The 26271-nt window shown below is 55.0% G+C and carries 25 protein-coding genes; 14 read left to right on the plus strand and 11 right to left on the minus strand.

Annotation, left to right across the window (positions count from 1 at the left end):
* Positions 1-91: 91 nt before the first annotated feature.
* The 3 genes from tamA to ACUTQW_RS12760 are packed head-to-tail and all read left to right on the plus strand — an operon-like array spanning position 92 to position 5993.
* Positions 92-1828, plus strand: a complete 1737-nt coding sequence (gene tamA, locus ACUTQW_RS12750) for an autotransporter assembly complex protein TamA (RefSeq protein ID WP_020438324.1) — start codon at positions 92-94, stop codon at positions 1826-1828.
* Positions 1825-5643 (plus strand): autotransporter assembly complex protein TamB, encoded by a 3819-nt coding sequence (gene tamB, locus ACUTQW_RS12755; protein WP_235196025.1) that lies wholly within the window; start codon positions 1825-1827, stop codon positions 5641-5643. Before tamA ends, tamB begins: the two co-directional genes overlap by 4 nt.
* A 2-nt stretch (positions 5644-5645) precedes the next feature.
* Positions 5646-5993 carry a gamma-glutamylcyclotransferase family protein gene (locus ACUTQW_RS12760; protein ID WP_004952785.1) on the plus strand — a complete coding sequence of 116 codons (348 nt, stop codon included), beginning with the start codon at positions 5646-5648 and terminating at the stop codon, positions 5991-5993.
* A 52-nt stretch (positions 5994-6045) separates the two neighbouring features.
* Here ACUTQW_RS12760 and ppa read toward each other — a convergent pair whose 3' ends face one another.
* Positions 6046-6576 carry an inorganic diphosphatase gene (ppa, locus tag ACUTQW_RS12765; RefSeq protein ID WP_004952787.1) on the minus strand — a complete coding sequence of 177 codons (531 nt, stop codon included), beginning with the start codon at positions 6574-6576 and terminating at the stop codon, positions 6046-6048.
* 256 nt (positions 6577-6832) lie between these two features.
* Here ppa and ACUTQW_RS12770 point away from each other — a divergent pair, with 256 nt between their 5' ends.
* On the plus strand, positions 6833-8386 hold the full coding sequence (locus ACUTQW_RS12770) for a methyl-accepting chemotaxis protein (RefSeq protein ID WP_006323255.1): 1554 nt from the start codon (positions 6833-6835) through the stop codon (positions 8384-8386).
* Between the two features lie 42 nt (positions 8387-8428).
* Here ACUTQW_RS12770 and fbp read toward each other — a convergent pair whose 3' ends face one another.
* Positions 8429-9433 (minus strand): class 1 fructose-bisphosphatase, encoded by a 1005-nt coding sequence (gene fbp, locus ACUTQW_RS12775; RefSeq protein WP_004952791.1) that lies wholly within the window; start codon positions 9431-9433, stop codon positions 8429-8431.
* Between the two features lie 169 nt (positions 9434-9602).
* Between fbp and mpl the strand changes: the two genes are divergently transcribed.
* A complete protein-coding gene (gene mpl / locus ACUTQW_RS12780) occupies positions 9603-10982 on the plus strand; it encodes a UDP-N-acetylmuramate:L-alanyl-gamma-D-glutamyl-meso-diaminopimelate ligase (protein ID WP_004952794.1) in 1380 nt (459 codons plus the stop codon).
* A 191-nt stretch (positions 10983-11173) separates the two neighbouring features.
* Here mpl and yhcN (ACUTQW_RS12785) read toward each other — a convergent pair whose 3' ends face one another.
* The 3 genes from yhcN (ACUTQW_RS12785) to argR all read right to left on the minus strand — a co-directional run bounded on the left by yhcN (ACUTQW_RS12785) (position 11174) and on the right by argR (position 12701).
* Positions 11174-11437 (minus strand): peroxide/acid stress response protein YhcN, encoded by a 264-nt coding sequence (yhcN, locus tag ACUTQW_RS12785; protein WP_006323256.1) that lies wholly within the window; start codon positions 11435-11437, stop codon positions 11174-11176.
* A gap of 124 nt (positions 11438-11561) precedes the next feature.
* The gene (gene yhcN, locus ACUTQW_RS12790) at positions 11562-11825 is read right to left on the minus strand and encodes a peroxide/acid stress response protein YhcN (protein WP_006323257.1); all 264 of its coding nucleotides are present in this window, start codon (positions 11823-11825) and stop codon (positions 11562-11564) included.
* Positions 11826-12230: 405 nt separating this feature from the next.
* The gene (gene argR / locus ACUTQW_RS12795; protein ID WP_004952803.1) at positions 12231-12701 is read right to left on the minus strand and encodes a transcriptional regulator ArgR; all 471 of its coding nucleotides are present in this window, start codon (positions 12699-12701) and stop codon (positions 12231-12233) included.
* A 466-nt stretch (positions 12702-13167) separates the two neighbouring features.
* On the opposite strand from argR, the gene mdh reads away from it, so the two are divergent.
* Entirely contained in the window at positions 13168-14106 is a 939-nt protein-coding gene (gene mdh / locus ACUTQW_RS12800; protein WP_004952806.1) for a malate dehydrogenase, read from the plus strand.
* Positions 14107-14173: 67 nt separating this feature from the next.
* On the opposite strand, the gene ACUTQW_RS12805 is transcribed toward mdh, so the two are convergent.
* Positions 14174-14434: a helix-turn-helix domain-containing protein gene (locus tag ACUTQW_RS12805; protein ID WP_004952809.1), complete on the minus strand. Its 261-nt coding sequence runs from the start codon at positions 14432-14434 to the stop codon at positions 14174-14176.
* A 181-nt stretch (positions 14435-14615) separates the two neighbouring features.
* Here ACUTQW_RS12805 and ACUTQW_RS12810 point away from each other — a divergent pair, with 181 nt between their 5' ends.
* Entirely contained in the window at positions 14616-14966 is a 351-nt protein-coding gene (locus ACUTQW_RS12810; protein ID WP_013811267.1) for a DNA-binding protein, read from the plus strand.
* A 49-nt stretch (positions 14967-15015) separates the two neighbouring features.
* On the opposite strand, the gene ispB is transcribed toward ACUTQW_RS12810, so the two are convergent.
* On the minus strand, positions 15016-15987 hold the full coding sequence (gene ispB / locus ACUTQW_RS12815) for an octaprenyl diphosphate synthase (protein WP_006323259.1): 972 nt from the start codon (positions 15985-15987) through the stop codon (positions 15016-15018).
* Positions 15988-16256: 269 nt separating this feature from the next.
* Here ispB and rplU point away from each other — a divergent pair, with 269 nt between their 5' ends.
* From rplU to cgtA, 4 genes are all read left to right on the plus strand, one after another.
* Positions 16257-16568 carry a 50S ribosomal protein L21 gene (gene rplU / locus ACUTQW_RS12820; protein ID WP_004933561.1) on the plus strand — a complete coding sequence of 104 codons (312 nt, stop codon included), beginning with the start codon at positions 16257-16259 and terminating at the stop codon, positions 16566-16568.
* A gap of 17 nt (positions 16569-16585) precedes the next feature.
* Entirely contained in the window at positions 16586-16843 is a 258-nt protein-coding gene (rpmA, locus tag ACUTQW_RS12825; RefSeq protein ID WP_004933559.1) for a 50S ribosomal protein L27, read from the plus strand.
* A 105-nt stretch (positions 16844-16948) separates the two neighbouring features.
* Positions 16949-17920: a DMT family transporter gene (locus ACUTQW_RS12830; RefSeq protein ID WP_006323261.1), complete on the plus strand. Its 972-nt coding sequence runs from the start codon at positions 16949-16951 to the stop codon at positions 17918-17920.
* 16 nt (positions 17921-17936) lie between these two features.
* On the plus strand, positions 17937-19109 hold the full coding sequence (gene cgtA / locus ACUTQW_RS12835) for an Obg family GTPase CgtA (RefSeq protein ID WP_006323262.1): 1173 nt from the start codon (positions 17937-17939) through the stop codon (positions 19107-19109).
* A 52-nt stretch (positions 19110-19161) separates the two neighbouring features.
* On the opposite strand, the gene pmrB is transcribed toward cgtA, so the two are convergent.
* Genes pmrB through dacB form a run of 3 tightly spaced genes read right to left on the minus strand, consistent with a single transcriptional unit; the run spans position 19162 to position 22327 of the window.
* The gene (gene pmrB / locus ACUTQW_RS12840; protein ID WP_006323263.1) at positions 19162-20226 is read right to left on the minus strand and encodes a two-component system sensor histidine kinase PmrB; all 1065 of its coding nucleotides are present in this window, start codon (positions 20224-20226) and stop codon (positions 19162-19164) included.
* A complete protein-coding gene (gene pmrA, locus ACUTQW_RS12845) occupies positions 20223-20885 on the minus strand; it encodes a two-component system response regulator PmrA (protein ID WP_004952828.1) in 663 nt (220 codons plus the stop codon). The genes pmrB and pmrA overlap by 4 nt, the downstream gene beginning before the upstream one ends.
* Before the next feature lie 8 nt (positions 20886-20893).
* Positions 20894-22327, minus strand: a complete 1434-nt coding sequence (dacB, locus tag ACUTQW_RS12850) for a serine-type D-Ala-D-Ala carboxypeptidase (protein ID WP_004952830.1) — start codon at positions 22325-22327, stop codon at positions 20894-20896.
* A 256-nt stretch (positions 22328-22583) separates the two neighbouring features.
* On the opposite strand from dacB, the gene greA reads away from it, so the two are divergent.
* Positions 22584-23060 (plus strand): transcription elongation factor GreA, encoded by a 477-nt coding sequence (gene greA / locus ACUTQW_RS12855; RefSeq protein WP_004952832.1) that lies wholly within the window; start codon positions 22584-22586, stop codon positions 23058-23060.
* A 114-nt stretch (positions 23061-23174) separates the two neighbouring features.
* Here the strand turns inward: greA and yhbY are convergent, their stop codons facing one another.
* A complete protein-coding gene (gene yhbY / locus ACUTQW_RS12860) occupies positions 23175-23468 on the minus strand; it encodes a ribosome assembly RNA-binding protein YhbY (RefSeq protein WP_004933536.1) in 294 nt (97 codons plus the stop codon).
* A gap of 143 nt (positions 23469-23611) precedes the next feature.
* On the opposite strand from yhbY, the gene rlmE reads away from it, so the two are divergent.
* A complete protein-coding gene (gene rlmE, locus ACUTQW_RS12865) occupies positions 23612-24241 on the plus strand; it encodes a 23S rRNA (uridine(2552)-2'-O)-methyltransferase RlmE (RefSeq protein ID WP_004952836.1) in 630 nt (209 codons plus the stop codon).
* A 56-nt stretch (positions 24242-24297) separates the two neighbouring features.
* Positions 24298-26229, plus strand: a complete 1932-nt coding sequence (gene ftsH / locus ACUTQW_RS12870; RefSeq protein WP_037430164.1) for an ATP-dependent zinc metalloprotease FtsH — start codon at positions 24298-24300, stop codon at positions 26227-26229.
* The last annotated feature ends 42 nt before the right edge of the window (positions 26230-26271 follow it).

Below are 26271 nucleotides of genomic sequence, written 5' to 3' on the forward strand. Positions count from 1 at the left end.
TGAAGAGGGCTGCCGTCTTGATAGCGCGGAGTCTGCCCTGGCACCAGAGAGCGTTGTTATACAGGAAAGTAAAATAAATTAAGGAGAACGCGTGCCACGATACCGTGCCCTGTGCTTTTTTTGTGCGCTGCTCGCGACGCCCGCGGCGTTTTCGGCGAATGTGCGGCTGCAGGTAGAAGGACTCAGCGGAGAATTGGAGAAAAACGTCCGGGTACGGCTGTCTTCCATTACGCCGGAGGAAGTCGGCACCGATGGACGGTTCCGCGCGCGCGTGGATGAAGCTGTCCGTCAGGGGCTGCGTGCGCTGGGCTATTATCAGCCCACCATCGATTTTACGTTGGATGACCGCCCAGGGCTGGCGCGCCCCGTGCTGTATGCCAAGGTGAACCCGGGCGAGCCGGTACGGATTGCCGGTGCCGATATCCAGTTGGAAGGCGGCGCGAAAACCGACGAAGACTATCTGCAATTGGTCAAAAAGGGCCGGCCGACGATAGGCGAGATCCTTAATCACGGCAAATACGACGACTTCAAAGGTTCTCTGACCGGCATGGCGCTGCGCAAAGGCTATTTCGATGCCGATATGACCAAGAGTCAATTGGGCGTGGCGGAGGACCTGCATAAGGCTTATTGGGACATCGACTTCAACAGCGGGCAGCGCTACCGCTTCGGCAAGGTGAAGTTCCAAGGTTCGCAAATCCGCGAAGACTACCTGCAAAATCTGGTGCCCTTTCATCAGGGGGATTATTACAGTTCGGAAGAGTTGGCCGAGCTGAACCGTCGTTTGTCCGCCACCAACTGGTTTAACTCGGTGGTGGTGTCCCCTGATTTCCAAGATTCCAAAGAGAACAAGATTTTGCCGTTAGATGCGCTGGTTACGCCGCGCACCCGCAATACCATCGAAACCGGGGTCGGTTATTCCACCGACGTCGGCCCGCGGATAAAAGGTACCTGGAAAAAACCGTGGCTCAACGATCGCGGACATAGCCTGGAAACCAGCGCCAGCATTTCCGCGCCGGAACAGCAGCTTGATCTGACCTATAAAATCCCACTGCTGAAGAACCCGTTGGAGCAGTATTACCTGCTGCAGGGCGGCTTCAAGAACGTCGATCTCAACGATACCAAGTCCGTTACGTCAAAAGCGGTGGTTTCCCGCAACTGGGATCTCTCCAGCGGCTGGCAACGGGCGCTGAACCTGACCTGGCGTCTGGACCACTTTACCCAGGGTACCGTCACCGACACCACCATGCTGCTGTATCCCGGCGTCAGCGTTAACCGTACCCGCTCGCGCGGCGGTTTGATGCCGACCTGGGGCGACAGCCAGCGTTATTCTCTCGACGTGTCCGATACCACCTGGGGTTCCGGCGTCGACTTTGCGCTGATACAGGCGCAGAACGTCTGGATCCGCACCTTGGCCGACAAACACCGGTTTGTCGCACGCGGGCAGGTTGGCTGGATCGAAACCAATAACTTTGAAAAAGTGCCGCCGGATCTGCGTTTCTTCGCCGGTGGCGATCGCAGCATTCGCGGCTACAAATACAAAGGCATTTCACCCCGTGACGATGACGGCAAGCTGACAGGCGCTTCCAAAATGCTGACCGGCTCGCTGGAATACCAATACAACGTGACCGGCAAATGGTGGGGCGCGTTGTTCGTGGATTCCGGCGAAGCGGTGAACGATATCAAGCAAAGCAACGTCAAGACCGGCGCCGGCTTCGGCGTGCGCTGGCAGTCGCCGGTCGGCCCGGTGAAGCTGGATATCGCCGCTCCGGTTGGGGATAAAGAGACCCACGGGGTGCAGTTCTATATTGGTTTGGGGCCTGAATTATGAGCCTGATTAAAAAGATTTGTCTGGGATTCCTGATCGTCTTGTTGCTGCTGATTGGCGGGTTGGCTTATTTGCTCGGCACCACCAGCGGCCTGCATACGGTTATCAACGGCGCTGCGCGTTGGGTTCCGGGGCTGGATATTGCCGGCGTCAGCGGCGGTTGGCGCGATTTGACGCTAAAGGGCGTGAAATACCAGATGCCGGGCGTGACGGTGAATGCCGGGCAGTTCCATCTTTCGCTGGATTTGTCGTGCTTTAAACGCAGTTCGCTGTGCGTTAACGCCCTGACTGCGCAGGACGTGGACGTGGTGGTGAAAACCAAAGAAATGACGCCGTCGGCACCGGTGGAAGAGACCGGCGAGCCGACCACGAATCTGAGTACGCCGTACCCGATTACCTTGCGCATGCTGGCGCTGAACAACGTCAAGGTCAGCGTCGACGACACGGCGATTTCACTGGGCGAGTTCCGCACCGGTGCACAGTGGCAAGAGCGCGCGCTGACCCTGTTGCCGACTAAAATCAGCTCACTGCTGATCGCTCTGCCGAAAACGCCGCAAAACCCATTGCCGGAAGCCGTACAGCCGGTCGTTGAGGTGGCGAAAAAGGTCGGCGAAAAAGTCGAAGAGGCTGCCAAGCCTGCGCCACAGCCAGAAGAGAAGCCACTGGGCGAAACGCTGAAAGAACTGTTCGCCAAACCGCTATTGCCGGATCTGCCGGACATTCGTCTGCCGCTGGATATCACCGTCAAGGAAATCAGCGGTGAACAGCTGCGGCTGACGGGCGACACCGAGGTATTGATCACCAGCCTGCTGCTGCAGGCCAGCACCAAAGACCAGCATATCCAGCTGGACAACTTTGATGTGAAATCGCCGCAGGGCACGCTGTCCGCCCAAGGGCAGGCGACGCTGACCGGCAACTGGCCGGTGGAGATGGTGGCGAACGGCACGCTGAATATTGAGCCGCTGAAGGGCGAGAAGGTCAAACTGAACCTCGGCGGCGGGCTGCGTGAAGAGCTGAAAGTGGCGCTCAACCTGTCCGGGCCGGTCGGCGTGCAGTTGGATGTGCAGACTCAACTGGCCGAGGCCGGTTTGCCGTTGGCACTGACGCTGCAAAGCAAACAGCTGAAATGGCCGCTGAGCGGCGAGGCGCAATACCAAATCAACGATTTCCGCCTGCGCTTCAACGGCAAGGCGACCGACTATGCGCTGTCGACGCGCGCCAACATCAAAGGCCAGGATCTGCCGCCGGCGGTGCTGACGCTGGATGGCAAAGGCAACGTCGAACAGTTCAAACTGGATCGCTTGCGGCTGGCCGCCCTGCAGGGCAATGCCGATTTGAGCGCGCTGGTGGACTGGAGCAAGGCCATCAGCTGGAATTCACAGCTGATGTTAAGCGGCATTAACACCGCCAAACAGTGGCCGGAATGGCCGGCGAAGCTGGATGGGAAGATCACCACTCGCGGTAGCCTGCACGGCGGCAGCTGGCAATTGCAGGTACCGGTGCTGCAGCTCGACGGCAACGTGAAGCAAAATAAGGTCACCGCGCGCGGCTCGCTCAGCGGCAACGCTGCCGGGCAGTGGAAAATCCCCGGTATCGATCTGACGCTGGGGCGTAACCAACTGAACGTCAAAGGCCAACTGGACGAGAAAAGTTGGAATCTGGATGCGAACATCGACGCACCGCGCCTGGATGGCGCGCTGCCGGGGCTGGGCGGTACGGCGAAAGGCCTGCTTAAACTGCGCGGCAACCTGCAGGCGCCTCAGTTGCTGGCCGACCTGACCGCTTCCGGCCTGCAGTGGCAGGCGCTGCGCATCAATCGGGTTAAAATTGACGGCGACGTGCGCTCCAGCGATCAGATTCAGGGGCAACTGGCGGTACGGGTTGAACAACTGAAGCAGGATGCTCTGGAGATCAGCCAGCTGACGCTGGATGCCAAAGGCAGCGAAAAACAGCATCAGCTGCAACTGAAGATCAACGGCAAGCCGGTATCCGGCCAACTGGCGCTGCAGGGCAGTTTCGATCGCCAGCAGCAGCGCTGGCGCGCCAACCTGAACAATACCCGTTTCGATACCCCGGTGGGCGAATGGCGGTTAACGCGCGCCATTACGCTGGACTACCTGAATACCGCACAGAAAATCAGTATCGGGCCGCATTGCTGGCAGAATCCGAACGCTGAACTGTGCGTGCCGAAAACCATTGAAGCCGGCCCGAGCGGCCAGGCCAGCGTAGTGCTGAACCGCTTTGATCTGGCGATGGTGAAACCTTTCCTGGGGCCGGAAACGGCCCTGAGCGGCGTATTCTCCGGCCGGGCGGATGTTAGCTGGAAACCGGGCGGCGCACTGCCTGATGCGAAAGTCGCGCTGGTGGGCAACGGGGTGAAAGTGGTGCAGCAGGTACAGGGCAATGCGCTGCCGATCGCCTTCGATACGCTGAATCTCAACGCCGGGTTGACCAATGGCCGCGCTCAGGCGGACTGGTTGATCAAGCTGAACAAGAATGGCCAGTTTAACGGCAACATTCAGGTCACCGACCCGCAGGTGCGCCGCAATATCAGCGGTAATGTCAATATCACCAATATCTCGCTGGCGATGATCAACCCGGCGCTGATGGATGGGGAAAAAGCGGCGGGCATGTTGAACGCCAACCTGCGTTTGGGCGGCAGCGCGCAGAAACCGCTGGTTTACGGCCGGTTAGCGCTGGATAAGGTGGATATCGATGGCCACTGGATGCCGTTTGACATGACTGACGGCCGGTTGGTGGTGAACTTCGATGGCATGACCTCGACGCTGGAGGGGCTGATCGGGACGACCCGCGGGCAACTGAATCTGTCCGGTGACGCCGACTGGCGTGACATCAACGCCTGGCGCGCCCGTATCGCCGCCAAGGGCGACAAGCTGCGGGTGACGGTGCCGCCGATGATCCGCATCGACGTTTCTCCGGATCTGGTCTTTGAGGCGACGCCGCAACTGTTCTCGCTCAACGGCTCAGTCAATATTCCGTGGGCGCGCATAACGGTGCAGGAGCTGCCGGAAAGTGCGGTAGGCGTCTCTTCCGATGAAGTGATGCTGGATGATCAACTGAAACCGATCCAGCCAAAAACCGCTGCGATCCCGATCAACAGCAACCTGATGATCCACGTCGGCAACGATGTACGCCTGGATGCCTTTGGCCTGAAAGCCAAACTGAAGGGCGACTTGAAAGTGGTGCAGGACAAGAACGGCCTGGGCCTGAATGGCCAGATTGACATCCCGTCCGGTCGCTTCCATGCTTATGGTCAGGATCTGATTGTCCGCAAGGGCCAACTGCTCTTCTCTGGGCCGCCGGATCAGCCGTTACTCAACATCGAGGCGATCCGTAATCCGGACTCGACCGAAGACGGCGTCACCGCCGGGGTTCGCGTCACCGGGTTGGCGGATGCACCTAAGCTGGAAGTGTTCTCAGACCCGACTAAATCGCAGCAGGAAGCCTTGTCTTATCTGCTGCGCGGGCAGGGTTTGGGCAGTTCCGGCGCCGACGGCAACGCCATGACCTCAATGTTAATTGGGATGGGGGTTGCACAAAGTGGTCAACTTGTGGGTAAAATCGGCGAGGCGTTTGGCGTAAGTAATTTGGCCCTGGACACTCAGGGGGTTGGCGACAGCTCTCAGGTTGTCGTGAGCGGCTATGTTCTCCCTGGCTTACAAGTAAAATATGGGGTGGGCATTTTCGACTCGCTGGCCACGCTGACGTTGCGTTACCGCCTGATGCCTAAGTTGTATCTTGAAGCGGTGTCTGGTATCGACCAGGCATTAGATTTGCTCTATCAGTTTGAGTTTTAGCGATGCGAATAATTGTCTACGGCAGTTTACGACGCAAACAGGGAAACAGCCATTGGATGACCAACGCCCAATGGCTCGGCGAGCATGAGCTCGAGGGCTATCAGATTTATAATCTGGGCCATTACCCGGCGGCGATCCCTGGAGAGGGCTCGGTACATTGTGAGGTGTACCGTATTAACTCATCGATTCTGGCAGAGCTGGACGAACTGAAAAGCAACACCAAGGACTATAAGCGCGAGCTGATTCAGACGCCTTATGGGAGTGCGTGGATCTACCTGTATAAACACAGTGTGGACGGTTACCCGCGGATTAACAGCGGCGACTGGTTGAAGCGTCTCGACGAAAAGTAATAAAAAAACACCGCTCATTGAGCGGTGTTTTTTCATCGGACGGCGGCAAGAATTACTTCTTGGCAGCGCGTTCGAAAGAGGCAACGATTTCAGCTTTGGCAGCGGCAGCGTCTGCCCAGCCTTCCACTTTCACCCATTTGCCTTTTTCCAGATCTTTATAATGCTCGAAGAAATGGGCGATCTGGGCACGCAACAGTTCTGGCAGGTCGTTCACATCTTTGATGTGATCGTACTCTTTGGTCAGCTTGCTGTGCGGAACGGCAACCAGTTTTGCATCTTCACCGGCTTCGTCGGACATCTTCAGCACGCCTACCGGACGGCAGCGGATCACAGAACCCGGCTGCAGCGGATACGGGGTCGGTACCAGCACGTCAACCGGGTCACCGTCCAGAGACAGGGTGTGGTTGATGTAACCGTAGTTGCACGGATAGAACATCGCGGTGGACATGAAACGGTCAACGAACAGCGCGCCGGTGTCCTTGTCGATTTCATATTTGATCGGATCGGCGTTAGCCGGGATTTCGATAACAACGTAGATGTCTTCCGGCAGGTCTTTGCCAGCTGGGACCAGATTCAAGCTCATGTCGGTTTCCTTTAATCAAACCAGAAATGGAGTGGCGGCTATTATAGCGGACTCTTTTGCGATTTCCTGCCCTTTTCATCACCGACTCCCCCGAGGGGAGCCATCCGCCCCATTTCCAGATTAATCCTCCAACAAGGTTAAGTTTCTCCCGCGGTTGCCGATAACTTCATCAAATAATAATGAGCCGGCGAAGTCTGGCTCTGCGTTTTACCTCCCCTACGTTTGATCTCACAATTTCTGAAGCCGGGAAGAACTCATGCTAAAAAAGATTACGGTGAAGGCCGGGCTGATTGCCCTGCTGAGCCTGACGACGCTGTTGCTGATTATGGTCAGCACGATCGGCGTCAACGCGATTAATGAAGGGTCGCGCTCGCTACATACACTGAACCAGATCCTGGGGGAGGAACTGGGATCGCTGGCCAGCAGTTCCAACCTGACGCTGCGCGCCAGAACCGCCGCTTCGCTGGCGGTGCGTCAGCGGGAAATCGGCCAGATTGAGGTCTCCGACGCTACGGTAGGCCGTATCTATGATTACCTCGAGCAGTCGAAGCACGAAATGGAGCGCTTCGTCAGCGTCGGCACCGTCACGGAACGCGGGCGTGAACTGTCTAGCCGTTTGCAAAACAGCTACCGGGCCTATCTGGAACAGGGGGTCAGGCCGATGGCTGACGCCATCAAGGCCGGCAAGGTCGATGACTATTACGAGATTCAGGAAACCCGTATTTCGGCCCTGAGTATCGCCTTCGAAAAAGACCTCAGCGATTTCCGCAGCTTTGCCATGAAGGTGGGGCAGCAGCGGGTGGATGAGGCGGAAAATAATGCCAGCACCAAAATCACCCTGATCGTGGTCGCCGGTTTGCTCAGCGTGCTGTTGGCGATACTGGCCTGGTTTGCTCTGCGGGTGATAATCCTGCGCCCCCTCGATGAATCTATCAACCAACTGGAATATATCGCCGGCGGTGACCTGACGCACCGAATTACCGGCGAAGGGGATACCGAGATGGGCCGTCTGGTGCGCGCTATGCAACGCATGCAACAGGCGTTGGTCGGTTCGGTCAGCAAGGTGCGCGATGCCAGCAGCCAGATTGATACCGGCTCACGTGAGCTGGCTGCCGGTAACCTGCATCTGGCGCAGCGTACCGAAGAGTCCGCAGCCTCGCTGGAGGAAACGGCGGCCAGCATGGAACAGCTGACCTCGACGGTGAAGATGAACGCCGAGAATTGCGAGCAGGCAAACCAACTGGCGCTGAGCGTATCCGATATCGCCAACCAAGGCAGTGAGGTGGTCAGCCAGGTGATGGACAAGATGCAGGCGATTACCGACAGCTCGCGGCGCATCGCCGATATCATCAGCGTGATGGACGGCATTGCCTTCCAGACCAATATTCTGGCGTTGAATGCGGCGGTCGAAGCGGCCCGCGCCGGTGAACAGGGGCGCGGTTTCGCGGTGGTGGCCGGCGAGGTACGCAGCCTGGCACAGCGCAGTGCGCAGTCGGCGAAAGAGATCAAAGGGTTGATCGAAGCGTCGCAGAATCGGGTGCAGGAAGGTGAGCAAATGGCGGAGTCTGCGGCGAAAACCATGAACGGCATTACCGGTGAAGTGGGCCGCGTGACGGCGCTGATGCGGGAAATTTCGGCGGCTACCCGGGAACAAAGCAGCGGTATTGAGCAGGTGAATCTGGCGGTGGCGCAGATGGATCAGGTGGCGCAACAAAACGCTGCGTTGGTCGAAGAGTCCGCGGCGGCGACGCGTTCGCTGGAGGAGCAGGCTCAATTGCTGGCCCAGAGCATGGCGGCGTTCAAATTATGATGGCGTGACAGGGGGCGGCATGCCGCCCCCTGAAGAGAGGCTTTACTCGTCCGGGTTTTCGGCGATAAAGCGCTCGGCGTCTTCAACCATGGATTTGGTGCCGACGAAGAACGGCGCACGCTGGTGCAGTTTCACCGGGGTAATGTCCAGAATACGGTTTTTACCGTCGCTGGCTTTACCGCCGGCCTGTTCCGCCAGGAACGCCATCGGGTTGCATTCATACAGCAGGCGCAGCTTACCTTGCGGGTGGCTGGCGGTGCTTGGATAAATGTAGATGCCGCCTTTCAGCAGGTTGCGGTGGAAGTCGGCAACCAGTGAACCAATGTAGCGTGAGGTGTAAGGGCGTTGTGTCGCTTCGTCCTGCTCCTGGCAATACTTAATGTATTTCTTCACGCCGCGAGGGAACTTGATGTAGTTGCCTTCGTTGATCGAATACATATTGCCGGTGGCAGGATAACGCACTTTCTCATGGGAGAGACAGAACACGCCCAGAGACGGATCGTAAGTAAAGGCATGCACGCCATAACCGGTGGTGTACACCAGCATGGTGGATGAACCATAAACCACGTAGCCGGCTGCAACCTGGGCGCTGCCTGGCTGCAGGAAATCTTCTTCGGTCACGGGAGTGCCGACCGGGGTGATGCGACGATAGATAGAGAAAATAGTACCGACCGAGACGTTGACATCAATGTTGGACGAACCGTCCAACGGATCCATCAACACCACATACTTGCCATTTTCAGCCCGCTCGCCATCGAAAATCACGATTTCATCTTCTTCTTCAGAAGCGATACCCGCAACTTCACCGCGCGCTTTCAACGCAGCTTTCAGCTTTTCGTTGGCGAACAGGTCCAGTTTCATCTGGACTTCACCCTGTACGTTGGAAATGCCGCTGGTACCGAGGATATCAACCAGACCCGCTTTGTTGATGTCGCGGTGGATGATTTTGGCGCCCAGTTTAATTGCAGAAAGTAACGCTGTCAGCTCGCCGGTGGCGTGAGAGAAGTCGTGCTGTTTCTCGACGATAAATTCGCCTAACGTTTTCATGACACAATCCCTGAATCTACGGATGGGTAGCGGTTTGTTAACAAACCGCCAACGTATTCGCGAGCAGTGTAGCCCAAAGATGAGCGCTATTCATAGGCAAATCCATTTCTTCTGGACGATTCTGAGCGGTAGAATAAGGTAACATTCGACGTACTCAATTGAGAAAACTATGCGCATTCACATTCTTGGGATCTGTGGCACCTTTATGGGCGGGCTTGCGGTACTGGCTCGTTCGTTGGGACATGAGGTGACCGGCTCTGACGCTAATGTCTATCCGCCGATGAGCACGCTGCTGGAGAAAGAGGGGATCGACCTGATCCAGGGTTACGATCCGGCTCAGTTGGATCCCGTGCCGGATCTGGTGATCATCGGCAACGCCATGACGCGCGGCAACCCGTGCGTGGAAGCGGTGCTGGAGCAAGGCATCCCATACGTTTCCGGCCCGCAATGGCTGCATGACTATGTACTGCGCGATCGCTGGGTGTTAGCGGTTGCCGGGACCCACGGCAAGACCACCACCGCCGGCATGGCAACCTGGATCCTGGAAGCCTGTGGTTATCAGCCCGGTTTTGTCATCGGTGGCGTGCCGGGGAACTTCGACGTTTCCGCACGCTTGGGCGGCAGCCCGTTCTTTGTGATCGAGGCCGATGAGTACGACTGTGCGTTCTTCGACAAACGCTCCAAGTTTGTTCATTACAGCCCGCGTACGCTGATCATGAACAATCTGGAGTTTGATCATGCCGATATTTTCGACGATCTGAAAGCGATCCAGAAGCAGTTCCATCATCTGGTGCGCCTGGTGCCGGGCAAGGGCAAGATCATTTTGCCTGATAACGACAACCACCTGAAACAGGTGATGGCGATGGGGTGTTGGAGCGAGCAGGAGTTGGTCGGGGAAGAAGGCGCATGGCGGGCGCACAAGCTGACGCCGGACGCCAGCCACTATGAAGTGTTCCTCGATGGCGAAAAAGCGGGCGAGGTGAAATGGGCGCTGGTGGGCGAACACAATATGCATAATGGCCTGATGGCGATTGCTGCCGCACGTCACGTTGGCGTGCAGCCTGCGGACGCCTGCGCCGTGCTCGGCGATTTCATCAATGCCCGTCGCCGCCTGGAGTTGCGCGGTGAAGCCAATGGCGTCACGGTGTATGACGATTTTGCGCATCACCCAACGGCGATCCTGGCGACCCTGGCCGCTCTGCGCGGTAAAGTGGGCGGCACCGCCCGTATTCTGGCGGTGCTTGAACCACGCTCCAATACCATGAAAATGGGTATCAGCAAGAACGATTTGGCGCCATCGCTTGGCCGTGCCGATGAGGTATTCCTGTTCCAGCCGCACCATATTCCCTGGCAGGTGGCGGAAGTGGCGGAAGCCTGCGTGCAGCCGGCCCACTGGAGTGCCGATCTCGGCACCTTGGTGGACATGATTGTGAGAACCGCCCAGCCGGGTGACCATATCCTGGTGATGAGCAACGGCGGGTTCGGCGGGATCCACGATCGGCTGCTGGAAGCTCTGGCCAACAAGCCAGAGCCGAAAGTCACCTACTGATCGACAGGGTTGATTCGAGAAAGGGCCGTTTGCGGCCCTTTTTTTCGCCTATAAAAAAGCCCTCGCGAGCGAGGGCAACGGGGTTCGTCGGATAGGACGACGAGACTTCTTCAGAGAATCAGCGGTTACCACGGAACTCGGCAGTGGCAGTGACGAGGGTAATCAGTTCGGCAACCGCGCTCTCTGAATTGTTATTTGTAGATTTCGGCAGTCGCGTGCCAGTTGCCGTTTTCGTAGGCTTCGATCACTCGGTACGCTTTAGCGCCTTGCTTATCGGCTTTGTCGGACAACGCCTGACGAATATCCGAAGGTGCACCGGTTACGCCACTGGCGGTAATGGTGCCGACAGACTGAAGATCGCCGGTCTGGTCATTGGTGATCAACGTAGCGGCTGAAGCGCCGAACGAAAGGGCAGACATCAGGCTCATTGCAGCGAGGGTCATTTTCATGTTCATGGTCGTGGGTCCTGTTGCGATAACAGCCAGGAAGGGCTTTACAGCGTTTATTATTCTTGAAAGCTGTTATCGGTAATGCTGGTTTCCAGAGATTTATTGCCCGTTGCCGGGTAATGCCGGGGTCTTATTTATAAATTTCAGCCGTAGCGTGGTAGTTGCCTTCGTTACGCGCTTCGATCACGCGGTAAGCGGTCGCGCCACGGGCATCGGCTTTTTCAGACAGCGCCTGACGAATATCTGAAGGGGTGCCGGCAATGCCGCTGACGGTAATGGTGCCTGCGGACTGCAGTTTGGCTGCCTGATCTGCATCAACGGATTGTGCTGCAAATGCGCCAAAGGAAAGCACAGACAGGAGGCTTAGTGTTGCAACGGTAGCTTTAATTTTCATGATCTCACCTTATCGTATTCTTTTATCAGTTCCAATGAACTGTGATTTACGTCACGGAAATGAGTATACATCTAGTAACTCTAAAAATTAATAGCTGGCTAACAGTTTCTAGTGAAACTTTATTATGGCGTCTCTTATTTTTAATAACCATATGGAATAAAAAACGCTCATAAAACGTTCTTTTGATGTTAAATTTATGTAATTTCAATAAGGTAAGTGTTTTTGACCAAATGTGCGGAAAAGGGCAGCAGCTATCGCTGGCTTTATATAAATGTCATTGGAATGTGCCGTAACAAGGCGGAAATCAGGTTTTAAACGTGGTAGGGCGCGGGGGAAAGGTAAAGACAGAGTTAAAGAAGCGCTAACAAAACGCGACCGTCAGCCGCATTTTGTTAGCGTTGAGCATCATAACTCTTGTTCGAACAGCGACAGAATGGCTTCGTACAACTGGCGAGCGGTAAAGCTGCTGGCTGGGGTAACGAAAATGGTGTCGTCACCGGCGATGGTGCCGAGTATGCCTTCGGATTTACCCAGGGAATCCAGCAGGCGGGCGATCAGCTGTGCGGCGCCGGGGCTGGTATGGATGACCACTACGGCATCGTTGTGATCGACATCCAGCACCAAATTTTTCAGTGGGCTGGTGGTGGTCGGCACGCCGAGCTCGGCTGGAAGGCAATACACCATTTCCATTTTGGCATTGCGGGTACGCACCGCGCCGAACTTGGTCAGCATGCGCGATACTTTGGATTGGTTGATGTTTTCGAAGCCTTCTTCTTGCAGCGCCAAAACGATCTCGCCTTGAGAACTGAATTTTTCTTCTTTCAATAACGCTTTAAACGCCTTGATCAGATCTTCCTGCTTTGCGGGATTACGCATTTTGCACCGTGGAATGTTGACAATAGAAGTGATTATTATGCATATAAATGAATTTTTATGCAATAAGAGGACGTCCGAAGAAAACAATGCTGCCCGGACAATGAGGAAAGGGCGGGATTTTAACAAAATCCGTACCCCATGAATATGCCCTTTCAGCGACCGAAAAAGCGGCCCGTGGCGGTAAAGAAAATGTTATTAAAATGATGTTGTTCTGATGTTGTGTAAGGGTGTAATGTAACCGCCGGTTAACTTGCTTGTGAATAACCTCGCACTATTTTTGATTAATGTGCGCTATGCCCTTAATGTGTAAGCCATTTAATTTAAAATGAGCGCGACATCGGCTGTTTTATTGCGCCAGTTCTCAAACAGACTGTTAAGAGATTGTTTTTAAAGGTGTAATAATTTAAGGTCCGTAACCAACATATTCACGGCGCTTTATATATTTAAGATAATAAAGGAGTATAGGATGAAAGTTGCAGTTCTCGGTGCTGCTGGCGGTATCGGCCAGGCCCTCGCCCTTCTACTCAAAACCCAGCTTCCTTCAGGTTCTGAACTCTCTCTCTACGACATTGCCCCCGTTACCCCAGGCGTTGCCGTCGACTTAAGCCACATCCCTACCGCAGTTAAAATCAAAGGCTTCAGCGGCGAAGATGCTACTCCGGCTCTGCATGGTGCAGACGTAGTGCTGATTTCTGCCGGCGTTGCGCGTAAACCTGGTATGGATCGTTCAGATCTGTTCAATGTCAACGCAGGCATCGTGCGTAATCTGATCCAGCAAGTGGCAACAACCTGCCCGAAAGCCTGCATCGGCATTATCACCAACCCGGTAAACACCACCGTGGCAATCGCGGCAGAAGTGCTGAAGAAAGCCGGTGTTTACGACAAAAACAAACTGTTTGGCGTGACCTCGCTGGATATCATCCGTTCCAACACCTTCGTGGCTGAGCTGAAAGGCAAGCAGCCGGAAGAGCTGAACGTGCCGGTTATCGGCGGGCATTCTGGCGTGACCATTCTGCCACTGTTGTCACAGATCCCGGGCGTGAGCTTTACCGAACAGGAAGTGGCGGATCTGACCAAGCGTATCCAGAATGCGGGTACTGAAGTGGTTGAAGCCAAAGCCGGCGGCGGGTCCGCAACTCTGTCAATGGGTCAGGCGGCGGCGCGTTTCGGTCTGTCTCTGGTTCGTGCGCTGCAAGGCGAAGCGGGCGTGGTGGAATGCGCTTATGTGGAAGGTGACGGCAAATATGCCCGCTTCTTCGCACAGCCACTGCTGCTGGGCAAAAATGGCGTAGAAGAACGTAAAGACATCGGTACTCTGAGCGCGTTCGAGCAGAAAGCGTTGGAAGAGATGCTGGATGTTCTGCATAAAGATATCGAACTGGGCGAAAAGTTTATCAATAACTGATCAACCCAGGACGCATGAGTATGCACAAGCCGCCGGACATCGCACCGGCGGTTTTTTTATGCCCGAATCATGACCTGATACGGGCTTTTCGATTCAGCAGGTCGTTGGTGTGCGGGTCGAAATAGCGGCTTGGCCAGATCTCGGCAGGATGGATGTCCAGCGCTTCGGCAATCAGCCATTCCCCTTTTGGCCAGGGCCGAGATAGCGCGTTTGCCAGTGTTGATGAACTAAGCCCCGCTTTGCGGGATACCGCCGCCAGTGTCGTTCCCTTCTTACGTAAAGCTGCAATGATATCCGCCGGGTGCCAGTCCTTGTTCCTTGAATTCATGTTTGCATTCCCTTTTTTGATTAGCGAAAGTTCTGTTAGTGGTATAACTAACAGGTCAAGATTAATCGTTTGAACAACATGAAACGCTTATACGGAAATTAGAATACCACTAAATTTCCAAAAAAATATCTCATTAATTTCTAAAAAATATCTTTGCACATTTTCCTCAGAGATCATGGCTATGAAAAAAGAGTGGTTTGCCGCCAAGGAACTTACAGGCATTGCAGGATTACCCTCTTCACCACAGGGAATAAATTTGATGGCGCGTCGTGATGGCTGGATCAGCCGCCGGCGTAAAGGCGTGCAGGGAAAGGCGCTGGAATATCATATTGACAGCTTACCGTCAGGTACGCGCAACTTACTGATGATGAAAGAAGATCCGGCTATTTATGACATCGAGCGAAAGGATCCGTTGGCGGTATGGATTGAATATTACTATCACCTGACGGAAACCGAGCGTGACAAAGTATTGGCGTTCCTGATGCGTGAAGGCATAGGTAGCCTGCTGGCGCGTATTACAGAGGGGAAGTGAAACAGACCCGCGCTGCGGGTCTGTAGAAACTGCTTAAGTTTTTTGTTTCTCAAAAATCTCGCTGAACCGCAAGGTGCGCTAATCCTTCCAACGCGGAGCGATGAGGGGATTCCGGCAGAACTTGCAGCGCGGCAATCGCCTTATCGGCTTCTTCTTCGGCGCGTTGGCGGGTATATTCAAGCGAACCGCACTGTTGCATGGCCTGTAAAACCGGTTCCAGCAGATGACGGCCGCTGCCTTGCTCAATGGCTTCGCGGATCATGGCCGTTTGCGCGCTGTTGCCGTTACGCATGGCGTGCAGCAAGGGCAGTGTGGGCTTCCCTTCGTTCAGATCGTCACCGGTATTTTTACCCAGGGTGCTGCCGTCGGCGCTGTAATCGAGCAGATCGTCGATCAACTGGAAAGCGGTGCCGAGATAACGGCCGTAATCCTGCAGCGCTTTTTCTTCTGCTTCGCTGGCCTCTGAAAGGATCGCTGACGATTGCGCCGCCGCTTCAAACAGACGAGCGGTTTTGCTGTAGATTACCCGCATATAGCTTTCTTCGGTGATGTCCGGATCGTTCACGTTCATTAACTGCAGCACTTCACCTTCAGCAATGACGTTGACCGCTTCGGACATCAGCGCCAGCACGCGGAGTGATTCCAGGCTGGTCATCATCTGGAAAGCGCGGGTATAAATGAAGTCGCCCACCAGCACGCTGGCAGCATTGCCGAACGCGGCATTGGCGGTAGCCTTGCCGCGTCGCATGTCGGATTCATCCACCACGTCATCATGCAGCAGAGTCGCGGTATGAATGAATTCGATCAGCGCAGCAACGGTAATGTGCTTATCACCTTGATAATGCAATGCCCGCGCCGCCAGAACGGCGATCATCGGGCGGATGCGTTTACCGCCACCGCTGATAATGTAATAGCCAAGCTGATTGATGAGTGTGACATCGGAATTCAGCTGTTCGAGAATTGTTGCGTTCACGGCCGCCATATCTTGCGCGGTTAACTCGGTAATTTGCTCTAGGTTCATTGTATTTTTTTCAGCTGTGTTTCTCTTCACCGCGTTGAGATCGCTGCTCACATCGGTACATGGCGGTAACTGTCCTCCTGATTGTACTTGAAAAACGGCTCAGATAAACGCCATGAAAGAAACTGTGCTTTTTTTCTTCTTTTTTCTGCTTCTGGTCTTATTCTGCTCTTGTCATACGCGGGATTATTGCGTAGAATTCGCGCCCTATTGTGAATATTTATAGCGCGCTCTGTACTAAACAGTTGGGCACGCGGAAAGCGGAGTTTTATATGTACGCGGTTTTCCAAAGTGGTGGTAAACAACACCGAGTAAGCGAAGGTCAGACCGTTCGCTTGGAAAAGCTGGACATCGCAACTGGTGAAGCGGTTGAGTTTGACCAGATTCTGATGATCGCTAATGGCGAAGATATCAAAATCGGCGTTCCTTTCGTCGATGGCGGTAAGATCAAAGCTGAAGTAGTTGCTCACGGTCGTGGCGAGAAAATTAAGATTGTTAAGTTTCGTCGTCGTAAGCACCACCGTAAGCAGCAGGGCCACCGTCAGTGGTTCACTGACGTTAAAATCACCGGCATCAGCGCTTAAGTTAGGAGAGCGGATTAATGGCACACAAAAAGGCTGGCGGCTCGACTCGTAACGGTCGCGATTCAGAAGCTAAACGTCTGGGCGTAAAACGCTTTGGCGGCGAAGCAGTACTGGCAGGCAGCATCATCGTTCGTCAGCGCGGCACCAAATTCCACGCTGGTACCAACGTGGGTTGCGGCAAAGACCACACTCTGTTTGCTTTGAAAGACGGTAAAGTCAAGTTCGAAGTTAAAGGCCCGAGCAATCGTAAATTCATCAGCATCGAAGCTGAATAATTTTCCGAGCCTTACTAAATAGATGTAAGCCCCGCAACTCGTTGCGGGGCTTTTTACATTTATGGGCTGCTTATGTACCGGCCCGTCAGCGTTGGCAAAGGTAAGATGGAAACGAAACAGCAGGTCGGAATTGGCATTTCTCTGGCGGTGACTACGGCGATTTGCTGGGGTGCGTTGCCGATTGCGATGAAAGAAGTGCTGGTAGTGATGGATCCATTTACCATCGTTTGGTATCGATTTACCCTTGCTGCTCTCGGTCTGGGGACCATTCTGGCGATACGCGGCAGGCTGCCCCCGGTAAAAATGTTCCGTCAGCCGCGCTGGTTGTTAATACTGGCTGTCGCCACTGCGGGCCTGTTGGGGAATTTTATCTTCTTCAGTTCTTCGCTGCAGTATCTCAGCCCGACGGCATCGCAGGTGATCGGCCAGCTGTCGCCGGTGGGTATGATGTTCGCCAGCGTGTTGATTTTAAAAGAACGCATGCGTATCACCCAAGTGATTGGCGCGCTAATGTTGATCTGTGGACTGATGCTGTTTTTCAATGTCAGTCTGATTGAGATTTTCACCCGCCTGACGGATTACACCCTTGGGGTGCTGTTGGGTGTCTGTGCGGCGATGGTTTGGGTGACTTATGGCGTTGCGCAGAAAGTATTGCTGCGCCGATTGGCCTCGCCGCAGATCCTGGTAATGTTGTACACTTTATGTGCAGTGGCGCTGTTCCCTCTGGCCCGGCCAGAGCTGATTTCCCAGCTCAGCGGTTGGCAATTGGCCTGCCTGCTGTTTTGTGGCGCCAACACGTTGATTGGCTATGGCGCACTGGCGGAAGCCATGGCGCGCTGGCAGGCGGCGCAGGTGAGTGCGTTAATCACGCTGACGCCGCTGTTTACCCTGCTGTTTTCAGATTTATTGGCGCTGGCCTGGCCACACGTATTCGCCGCCCCGGCATTGAATGTCGTCGGCTATATCGGTGCTTTCGTGGTGGTAGCGGGCGCCATGTTTTCCGCAATTGGTCACCGGTGGTGGCCGCGACGGGCAGAAACCAACCTGGTTGCTCCTTTAAAGCAGCCCGGTGAATGATTTACGGAGACGGTAAATGAAGTTTGTAGATGAAGCAGCGATTTTGGTCGTTGCAGGTGACGGTGGTAATGGTTGTGTCAGCTTCCGCCGCGAAAAGTATATCCCGAACGGTGGGCCGGATGGCGGCGACGGCGGTGACGGCGGTGACGTCTATCTGCTGGCGGACGAAAACCTCAATACGTTGATCGACTACCGCTTTGAGAAATCTTTCCGTGCCGAACGCGGTCAGAATGGCCAGAGCCGTGACTGTACCGGTAAGCGTGGCAAAGACATTACCGTCAAGGTGCCGGTCGGTACTCGCGTGCAGGATCAGGGCACCGGCGAGATCCTCGGTGACATGACCCGCCACGGCCAACAACTGATGGTCGCTAAAGGCGGTTGGCACGGTTTGGGCAACACCCGTTTCAAATCCTCGGTTAACCGTGCACCGCGTCAGAAGACGCTGGGTACTGCCGGTGAAGCCCGCGACATCTTGCTGGAGCTGCTGCTGCTGGCCGATGTCGGCATGCTTGGTCTGCCGAATGCCGGCAAGTCGACCTTTATCCGCGCGGTTTCCGCCGCCAAGCCAAAGGTTGCCGACTATCCGTTTACCACTCTGGTGCCAAGCCTCGGCGTGGTGCGTATGGATCACGAGCAGAGCTTTGTGGTTGCCGATATTCCGGGGCTGATTGAAGGTGCATCCGACGGTGCTGGCCTGGGTATCCGTTTCCTGAAGCATCTGGAGCGTTGCCGCGTGCTGTTGCACCTGGTGGATATCGCCCCGATCGACGAATCCAATCCGGTAGAAAATGCCAAAGTCATCATCAACGAGCTGAACCAATACAGCGAAAATCTGGCGCAGAAGCCACGCTGGCTGGTGTTCAACAAAGTTGACCTGGTAGGTGCGGAAGAAGCGGCCGAACGTGCCAAGGCTATCGCAGAGGGCATGGGTTGGGAAGGTAAGTACTACATGATCTCCGCCGCCAACCGCGAAGGTGTCAATGCGCTGTGCTGGGACGTGATGAACTTTATCAACAGCCAACCGAAAGCTATGGCGATCGAAGAAAGCGCACCTGAGAAAGTCGAGTTCATGTGGGACGATTACCACCGTGAACAGCTCGCGGAAGTGGAAGCCGAAGCGGATGACGATTGGGATGACGACTGGGACGAAGATGACGACGAAGGCGTCGAGATCGTTTACCAGAAATAATCTTGCGAAGAGAAGGGCCCAGTTCACAATACTGGGCCTTTTTTTATCGACGTTATTTGTTCAGCACGTTTTCGGGTAGCCAGCATTGGGCATTCAGCCCACTGGCATCCTGTCGATTTTCCAGCGTCAGGTGCCCCTGATGCAACTGCACGATACGGGTTACGATGTTCAGTCCTAGCCCACTGCCGCCATAACGCTGATCCATACGGCGGAACGCCTGGGTGAGTTCACCCGCCATCTTTTCTTTAACGCCCGGGCCTTCATCGATCACCTGCAGCAGGTGGCCGCGGTCCTGCGGTATAAGCTTAACCTGAATGAGGCTGCCTTCGGGGCTGTAGCGGTGCGCATTCTCCACCAGGTTGCGCAACAAGAGGCGCAACAGCACCGGATCGCCATGGATTTGCGCCTCCGCAGGGAGTCGCCAAAGCAACTTTTGTTCGCGTTGAGCGGCCAGCTCCTCAAGCTCATCCTTTAGTGGCTGGATCACATCTTTCACCCAGTCAAAACGTTGATAGTGCCCGCTGGCAAAATCCTGCCCGGCGCGCGACAGCATCAGCAGCTGTTCGACGGTGTGCATCAGTTGGTCAATGCGGGTAATCAGCGGTTTGCTTTGCGCAATACCCTGTTTTTCCATCAGTTCCAGGTGCAGTCTGATCCCTGCCAACGGCGTGCGCAGTTCATGTGCGGCGTCGGCGGTGAACAGCCGCTCTTGCTGGATGGTGTTGTCCAGGCGTGAGAAAAGCTGATTGAGTGCCGTGGTGACCGCTTTCATTTCCAGGCTGTCGCTGTTGAGCGGCAGTGGGGTCAGGTTATCGGCGGAGCGTTTTTCCAGCCGTTGTTGCAGCTGATTGAGTGGGCGGATAACCCAGCTAATGGCCCAGAATGAGGCGAGCAGCGTGACGATCATCATGATCAGGGAAGGAGCGAGCAGCGAAGCTATCGCTTCGGCGATTTCGGTGTCGACGCGCTCGGTACGGATCTTGGCCGACAGCGTTTCATCCACCAGGAAGCTGATTTGTTCCTGGCTTTCATGCCACAACCAAAAGGCACTGATAAGCTGGGTGACCAGGAGGATCAGCGCCAGCATCAACAACAGACGACGGCGCATGCTGATCATGATGAGGATTCCAGGCGATAACCGATACCGCGGACGGTACGGATGCGATCCTTGCCCAATTTGCGGCGCAGGTTATGGATATGCACTTCCAGCGTGTTGGAACCTAAATCATCCTGCCAGGTGTAAAGGTCCTGCTGCAGCAGTTCACGGTTGACCGTTTGCCCGGCGCGCATCATAAGGCGAGACAGGATAGCGAACTCTTTTGGCGTGACTTCAACCGGCTGTTGTTGAACGTAAACCTGCTGGCTGGAAAGATTGAGCTGGAGATCGTCCAGTTGCATGAGGTTGTCGCTGTGGCCCTGATAGCGGCGGATTAAGGCGCGCACCCGCGCCTGCAGCTCAACCAGCGCGAAGGGCTTCACCAGGTAATCGTCAGCACCGGCGTCCAGCCCGTCGACACGGTCTTCCAGTGCGTCGCGGGCGGTGAGGATCAGCACCGGCAAGTCGACTTGCTGACGGCGCCACTGCCGCAGCAGGCTGGCGCCGTCCTGGTCGGGCAGACCGAGATCGAGGATGATCATGCTGTATTGGCTGGTAATGAGCAGCGCATTGGCTTGCGCCGCCGTAGCGGCGCAGTCGCAGGCATAACCCTCGTTGGCCAATGCCAGCGCCAGCCCTTGCTGCAACAGCTCATCGTCTTCAACAATCAGCAGTTTCATCCTGACCCTCAGTTATTCTGATAAATATCCCGGTACAAGCGGCTTTCGAAACGCACCAGAGGAGCGCGACGCTGTTTCTGATCTTCCGGCGGCACGGCATAACCCGACAGGTATTGCACGAAAGCAAAACGTTGGCCGCTGGCGGTGGTGATAAAGCCCGCCAGGTTATACACGCCTTGCAGTGCGCCGGTTTTGGCGGAAACCTTGCCATCGACACCGGCTTCGTGCAGCCCGCCACGGTAGCGCAGCGTGCCGTCGTAGCCGGACAGCGGCAGCATCGAAATAAAGTTCAGTTCGCTGTCATGCTGCGCGATGTATTGCAGCGCTTGCATCATGGTCGCCGGGGCCAGCAGGTTATGACGCGAGAGGCCAGAGCCGTCCACCACAATGCTGTTGCCCAGATCGACCCCGGCTTTTTGACGCAGCACCTGACGTACGGCATCCGCGCCGGCGCGCCAGGTACCCGGAACGCCGAAACGTTCATGGCCGATAGTGCGGAACACGGTATCGGCGATCATGTTGTCCGATTTCTTCAACATGATTTTCAGCAATTCGTGCAACGGTGCCGATTGCGTCTGCGCAATCACCGTACCGGCCAGGCCAGGTTGAGTCTGGCGTTTCAGGTGGCCATCTATCTGGATGCCGGCTTGCGTCAGCTCATCTTTCAGGATAGCCCCGGCATAGCTGGCTCCATCCTGAATGGCGAACGCCAGCGGCAGCGGATCGCTGCGTTGGGTCAGGCAGCCGGTCAGGGTAAAGCGGTTCAGTTCGCCCGGCACCACGTCCAGCTCACAGTATTGGGCGTCCGCAGAGCCTCTCGCCAATGTTCGCACCTGGCTGAACATGTTGACCGGGTAATAAGAGGCTACGCGTATAAAGGCCATATCGCCTGGGTTTGGCGCACTGTACAGCGATACCGAGAAGCAGTTGCGATCGACGATCGCCGCTGCCGGCGGTGCACTAAAGCACTGCGTCAGATCGTTCCACGGCCAACCTGGGGCCTTGTCGTGGCTGGCGAATACCGACGTGTCGACCAGCACGTCGCCGGTAATCTGGCGCACGCCCTGTTTTTTCAGGATCGCCACCATATTACGCAGGCTTTGGCGTTTAAAGGTCGGGTCGCCGCTGAAGCGGGCGATCAGATTGCCGCGCAGCACACCGTCACTGATGTCGCCCTGGCTTTCCAGCGTGGTGGTGAAGCGATAGTCGGGGCCGAGCTGCAACAAGGCAGCCAGCGCCGTCAGCACCTTTTGGGTACTGGCCGGTAACGCCATTTGCTGTGAATGATAATCGATGGTCGGCGCATCGGCGCCGATCTTCTGAACTACCAGGGCAAGGTTGGCCCCATCAGGCAAATATTGTGTGTAATCTTCCACCGGGGCCGCATTTGCATTCAGAACAAATGCGCAAGCCAATGCACTGACAATTCGTGAAAAACGCATAATCTCGGGATAACAGCTGGATAACGTGCCGTCATACTACGGTGCATTCAGGGAGAAAGTAAACGATGACCCTCAAGGAACTCTACGCTAAAATGCGTATCAAAATGCAAAATCGATCCTGACTTGGGCGAATGTCCCGAGTCAGGCTTCTTTTGTTTGTCGCCTGGAGGCGGGGGGGCATACACCCACCGTTTTTTCATTCGAACACGTCAGGACGACGGCTATTTGAACAGGAAGATTTAGAGGTATTTACTATATGAAACAGATCCCGATGACTTTGTTTGGCGCTGAAAAACTGCGCGAAGAGCTTGAATATCTGAAGGGTGTGCGCCGTCCTAAAATCATTGCGGACATCGCGACTGCCCGTGAACACGGCGATTTGAAAGAAAACGCAGAGTACCATGCGGCTCGTGAGCAGCAAGGTTTTTGCGAAGGGCGTATTCAGGAAATTGAAGCCAAACTGTCGAACGCGCAAGTGATCGACATCACCAAGATGCCAAACAATGGCCGCGTGATTTTTGGCTCCACCGTTTCGGTGATGAATCTGGATAGCGAAGAAGAAGTGACTTACCGAATCGTGGGTGACGATGAGGCCGACTTCAAGAAAAATCTGATTTCGGTAAATTCACCTATGGCACGCGGTTTGATCGGTAAAGAGCAGGACGATGTGGTCGTCATTAAAACCCCGGGCGGCGATGTAGATTATGAGATCTTGAAGGTTGAATATCTCTGATATACGCCCAATCGCTCAGAAATTCGCCAGGGTTTTGTAAAGAAAGGAAAAAGGCCGCATGCGGCCTTTTATCTGAATCAGGTGCATGGCACCTTTTCGTTAACCTAATGCTTATTAACGCGGTAGACTGATCTTGCGCTCTTTCGATGGGCGGTAAAGAATAAGCGTACTGCCGATGACTTGTACGTTGCAGGCACCCGTTTCACGCACGATAGCGTCGGCGATCAGGGTTTTGGTTTCGCGATCTTCAGCAGCGATTTTTACCTTGATCAGCTCATGATGTTCCAGAGCCTGTTCAATTTCAGCCAGCACCCCTTCGGTGAGACCGTTATTACCCAGCATGACAACCGGTTTTAACGGATGCGCCAAGCCTTTCAGGTGCTGTTTTTGTTTATTATTCAGATTCATTGTCTTTTTTGCTTAAGTTGGGATTGAAAACGGTACATTCTACCGCCATCTCATGTATATCACCAAATCGGTCTTCACCGGTGTGAGTCTACGTGAGCAGCGAACCTGACATAAGACTCTTTTTATGATAGTTGGAAAACGAGATGGCTAATAAAAAGCGTTCTGCTAGCTCCAGTCGCTGGTTACAAGAACACTTTAGCGATAAATATGTGCAACAGGCGCAGAAAAAAGGGCTGCGTTCGCGCGCCTGGTTTAAACTTGATGAAATACAGCAAAGTGACAAGCTATTTAAACCCGGCATGACCGTAGTGGATTTAGGCGCAGCGCCGGGCGGTTGGTCGCAGTATGTAGTAACGCAGATCGGCGGTAACGGTCGTATCATCGCCTGTGATATTTTGCCAATGGATCCTATCGTTGGTGTCGATTTCCTTCAGGGCGATTTTCGTGATGAACTGGTCCTTAAAGCTCTGTTGGAACGTGTAGGTGAAAGTAAGGTTCAGGTGGTTATGTCTGACATGGCCCCGAATATGAGTGGCACTCCGGCCGTCGATATTCCGAGATCGATGTATCTGGTGGAATTAGCACTGGGAATGTGTCGTGATGTCCTCGCGCCAGGCGGAAGTTTCCTGGTGAAGGTGTTCCAGGGAGATGGCTTTGACGAGTACCTACGGGAAATTCGCTCCCTGTTTACGAAGGTTAAGATTCGTAAGCCAGACGCTTCCCGCGCACGTTCGCGTGAAGTGTACATTGTAGCGACAGGGCGCAAGCTGTAGTACCCTAACGCTGTTTGTTAACACAGTTGTAATATGAGGTTAATCCCTTGAGTGACATGGCGAAAAACCTAATTCTCTGGTTAGTCATCGCGGTAGTGTTGATGTCTGTATTCCAGAGCTTTGGGCCCAGCGAGTCGAATGGCCGTAGGGTGGATTACTCTACCTTCATGTCCGAGCTGACCCAGGACCAGGTTCGCGAAGCGCGAATCAACGGACGTGAAATTAACGTTACCAAGAAAGACAGTAACAAATACACGACCTACATCCCTGTCAACGATCCTAAGTTGCTTGATACGTTGTTGACGAAAAATGTGAAAGTTGTTGGTGAACCGCCTGAAGAGCCGAGTTTGCTGGCTTCTATCTTCATTTCATGGTTCCCGATGCTGTTGCTGATTGGGGTTTGGATCTTCTTCATGCGGCAGATGCAGGGCGGCGGCGGCAAGGGCGCGATGTCCTTCGGCAAGAGCAAGGCCCGTATGCTGACGGAAGACCAGATCAAAACCACTTTTGCCGACGTTGCCGGTTGCGATGAAGCAAAAGAAGAAGTGAGCGAACTGGTGGAATACCTGCGCGAGCCGAGCCGCTTCCAGAAGTTGGGCGGCAAGATCCCGAAAGGCGTGCTGATGGTTGGCCCGCCGGGGACCGGTAAAACCCTGCTGGCGAAAGCCATCGCGGGTGAAGCAAAAGTGCCGTTCTTCACCATTTCCGGCTCCGACTTCGTGGAAATGTTTGTCGGTGTGGGTGCTTCCCGTGTGCGCGATATGTTCGAGCAAGCGAAGAAAGCGGCACCGTGCATCATCTTCATCGATGAAATCGACGCCGTCGGTCGCCAGCGTGGCGCCGGTCTGGGTGGCGGTCATGATGAACGTGAGCAGACGCTGAACCAGATGCTGGTTGAGATGGACGGCTTTGAAGGCAACGAAGGCATTATCGTCATCGCTGCGACCAACCGTCCGGACGTGCTTGACCCGGCGTTGCTGCGTCCAGGCCGTTTCGACCGTCAGGTCGTGGTGGGTCTGCCGGACGTGCGTGGCCGTGAACAAATCCTGAAGGTGCATTCACGTCGCGTGCCGTTGGCGCCAGACGTTGATGCTTCTGTGCTTGCACGTGGTACCCCGGGCTTCTCCGGTGCGGACCTGGCTAACCTGGTCAACGAAGCGGCGCTGTTTGCCGCCCGCGGCAACAAACGCGTAGTGTCGATGGTTGAGTTCGAAAAAGCCAAAGACAAAATCATGATGGGCGCGGAACGTCGCTCCATGGTGATGACCGAAGCGCAGAAAGAGTCGACCGCGTATCACGAAGCAGGCCACGCCATTATCGGCCGTCTGGTTCCTGAGCACGATCCGGTGCACAAGGTCACTATTATTCCGCGTGGCCGTGCGTTGGGCGTTACCTTCTTCCTGCCGGAAGGCGATGCAATCAGCGCCAGCCGTCAGAAGCTGGAGAGCCAAATCTCTACGCTGTACGGCGGTCGTCTGGCTGAAGAGATCATTTACGGGCCAGAGAAAGTCTCTACCGGTGCGTCGAACGACATTAAAGTGGCGACCTCGATTGCCCGCAACATGGTGACCCAATGGGGCTTCTCCGAGAAGCTGGGGCCGCTGCTGTATGCGGAAGAAGAGGGCGAAGTGTTCCTGGGCCGTTCCGTGGCCAAAGCGAAACACATGTCGGACGAAACTGCGCGCATCATCGACCAGGAAGTGAAATCCCTGATCGAACGCAACTATATCCGTGCGCGTGCGTTGTTGATGGAAAACATGGACATCCTGCATTCAATGAAGGATGCCTTGATGAAGTATGAAACCATCGATGCGCCACAGATTGACGATCTGATGAACCGTAAAGACGTGCGTCCGCCAGCGGGTTGGGACGATGTGAACAAGGGCAGCAATTCCGACAACGGCGGCACCCCAAAAGCCCCGACGCCGGTAGATGAGCCGCGCACGCCAAACCCAGGCAATACCCTGTCTGAACAGCTAGACAAGTAACTTCGGCTGTGTAATAACATCGAACCCCGGCATGCCGGGGTT

The organism is Serratia sp. TSA_7, assembly GCF_052692135.1.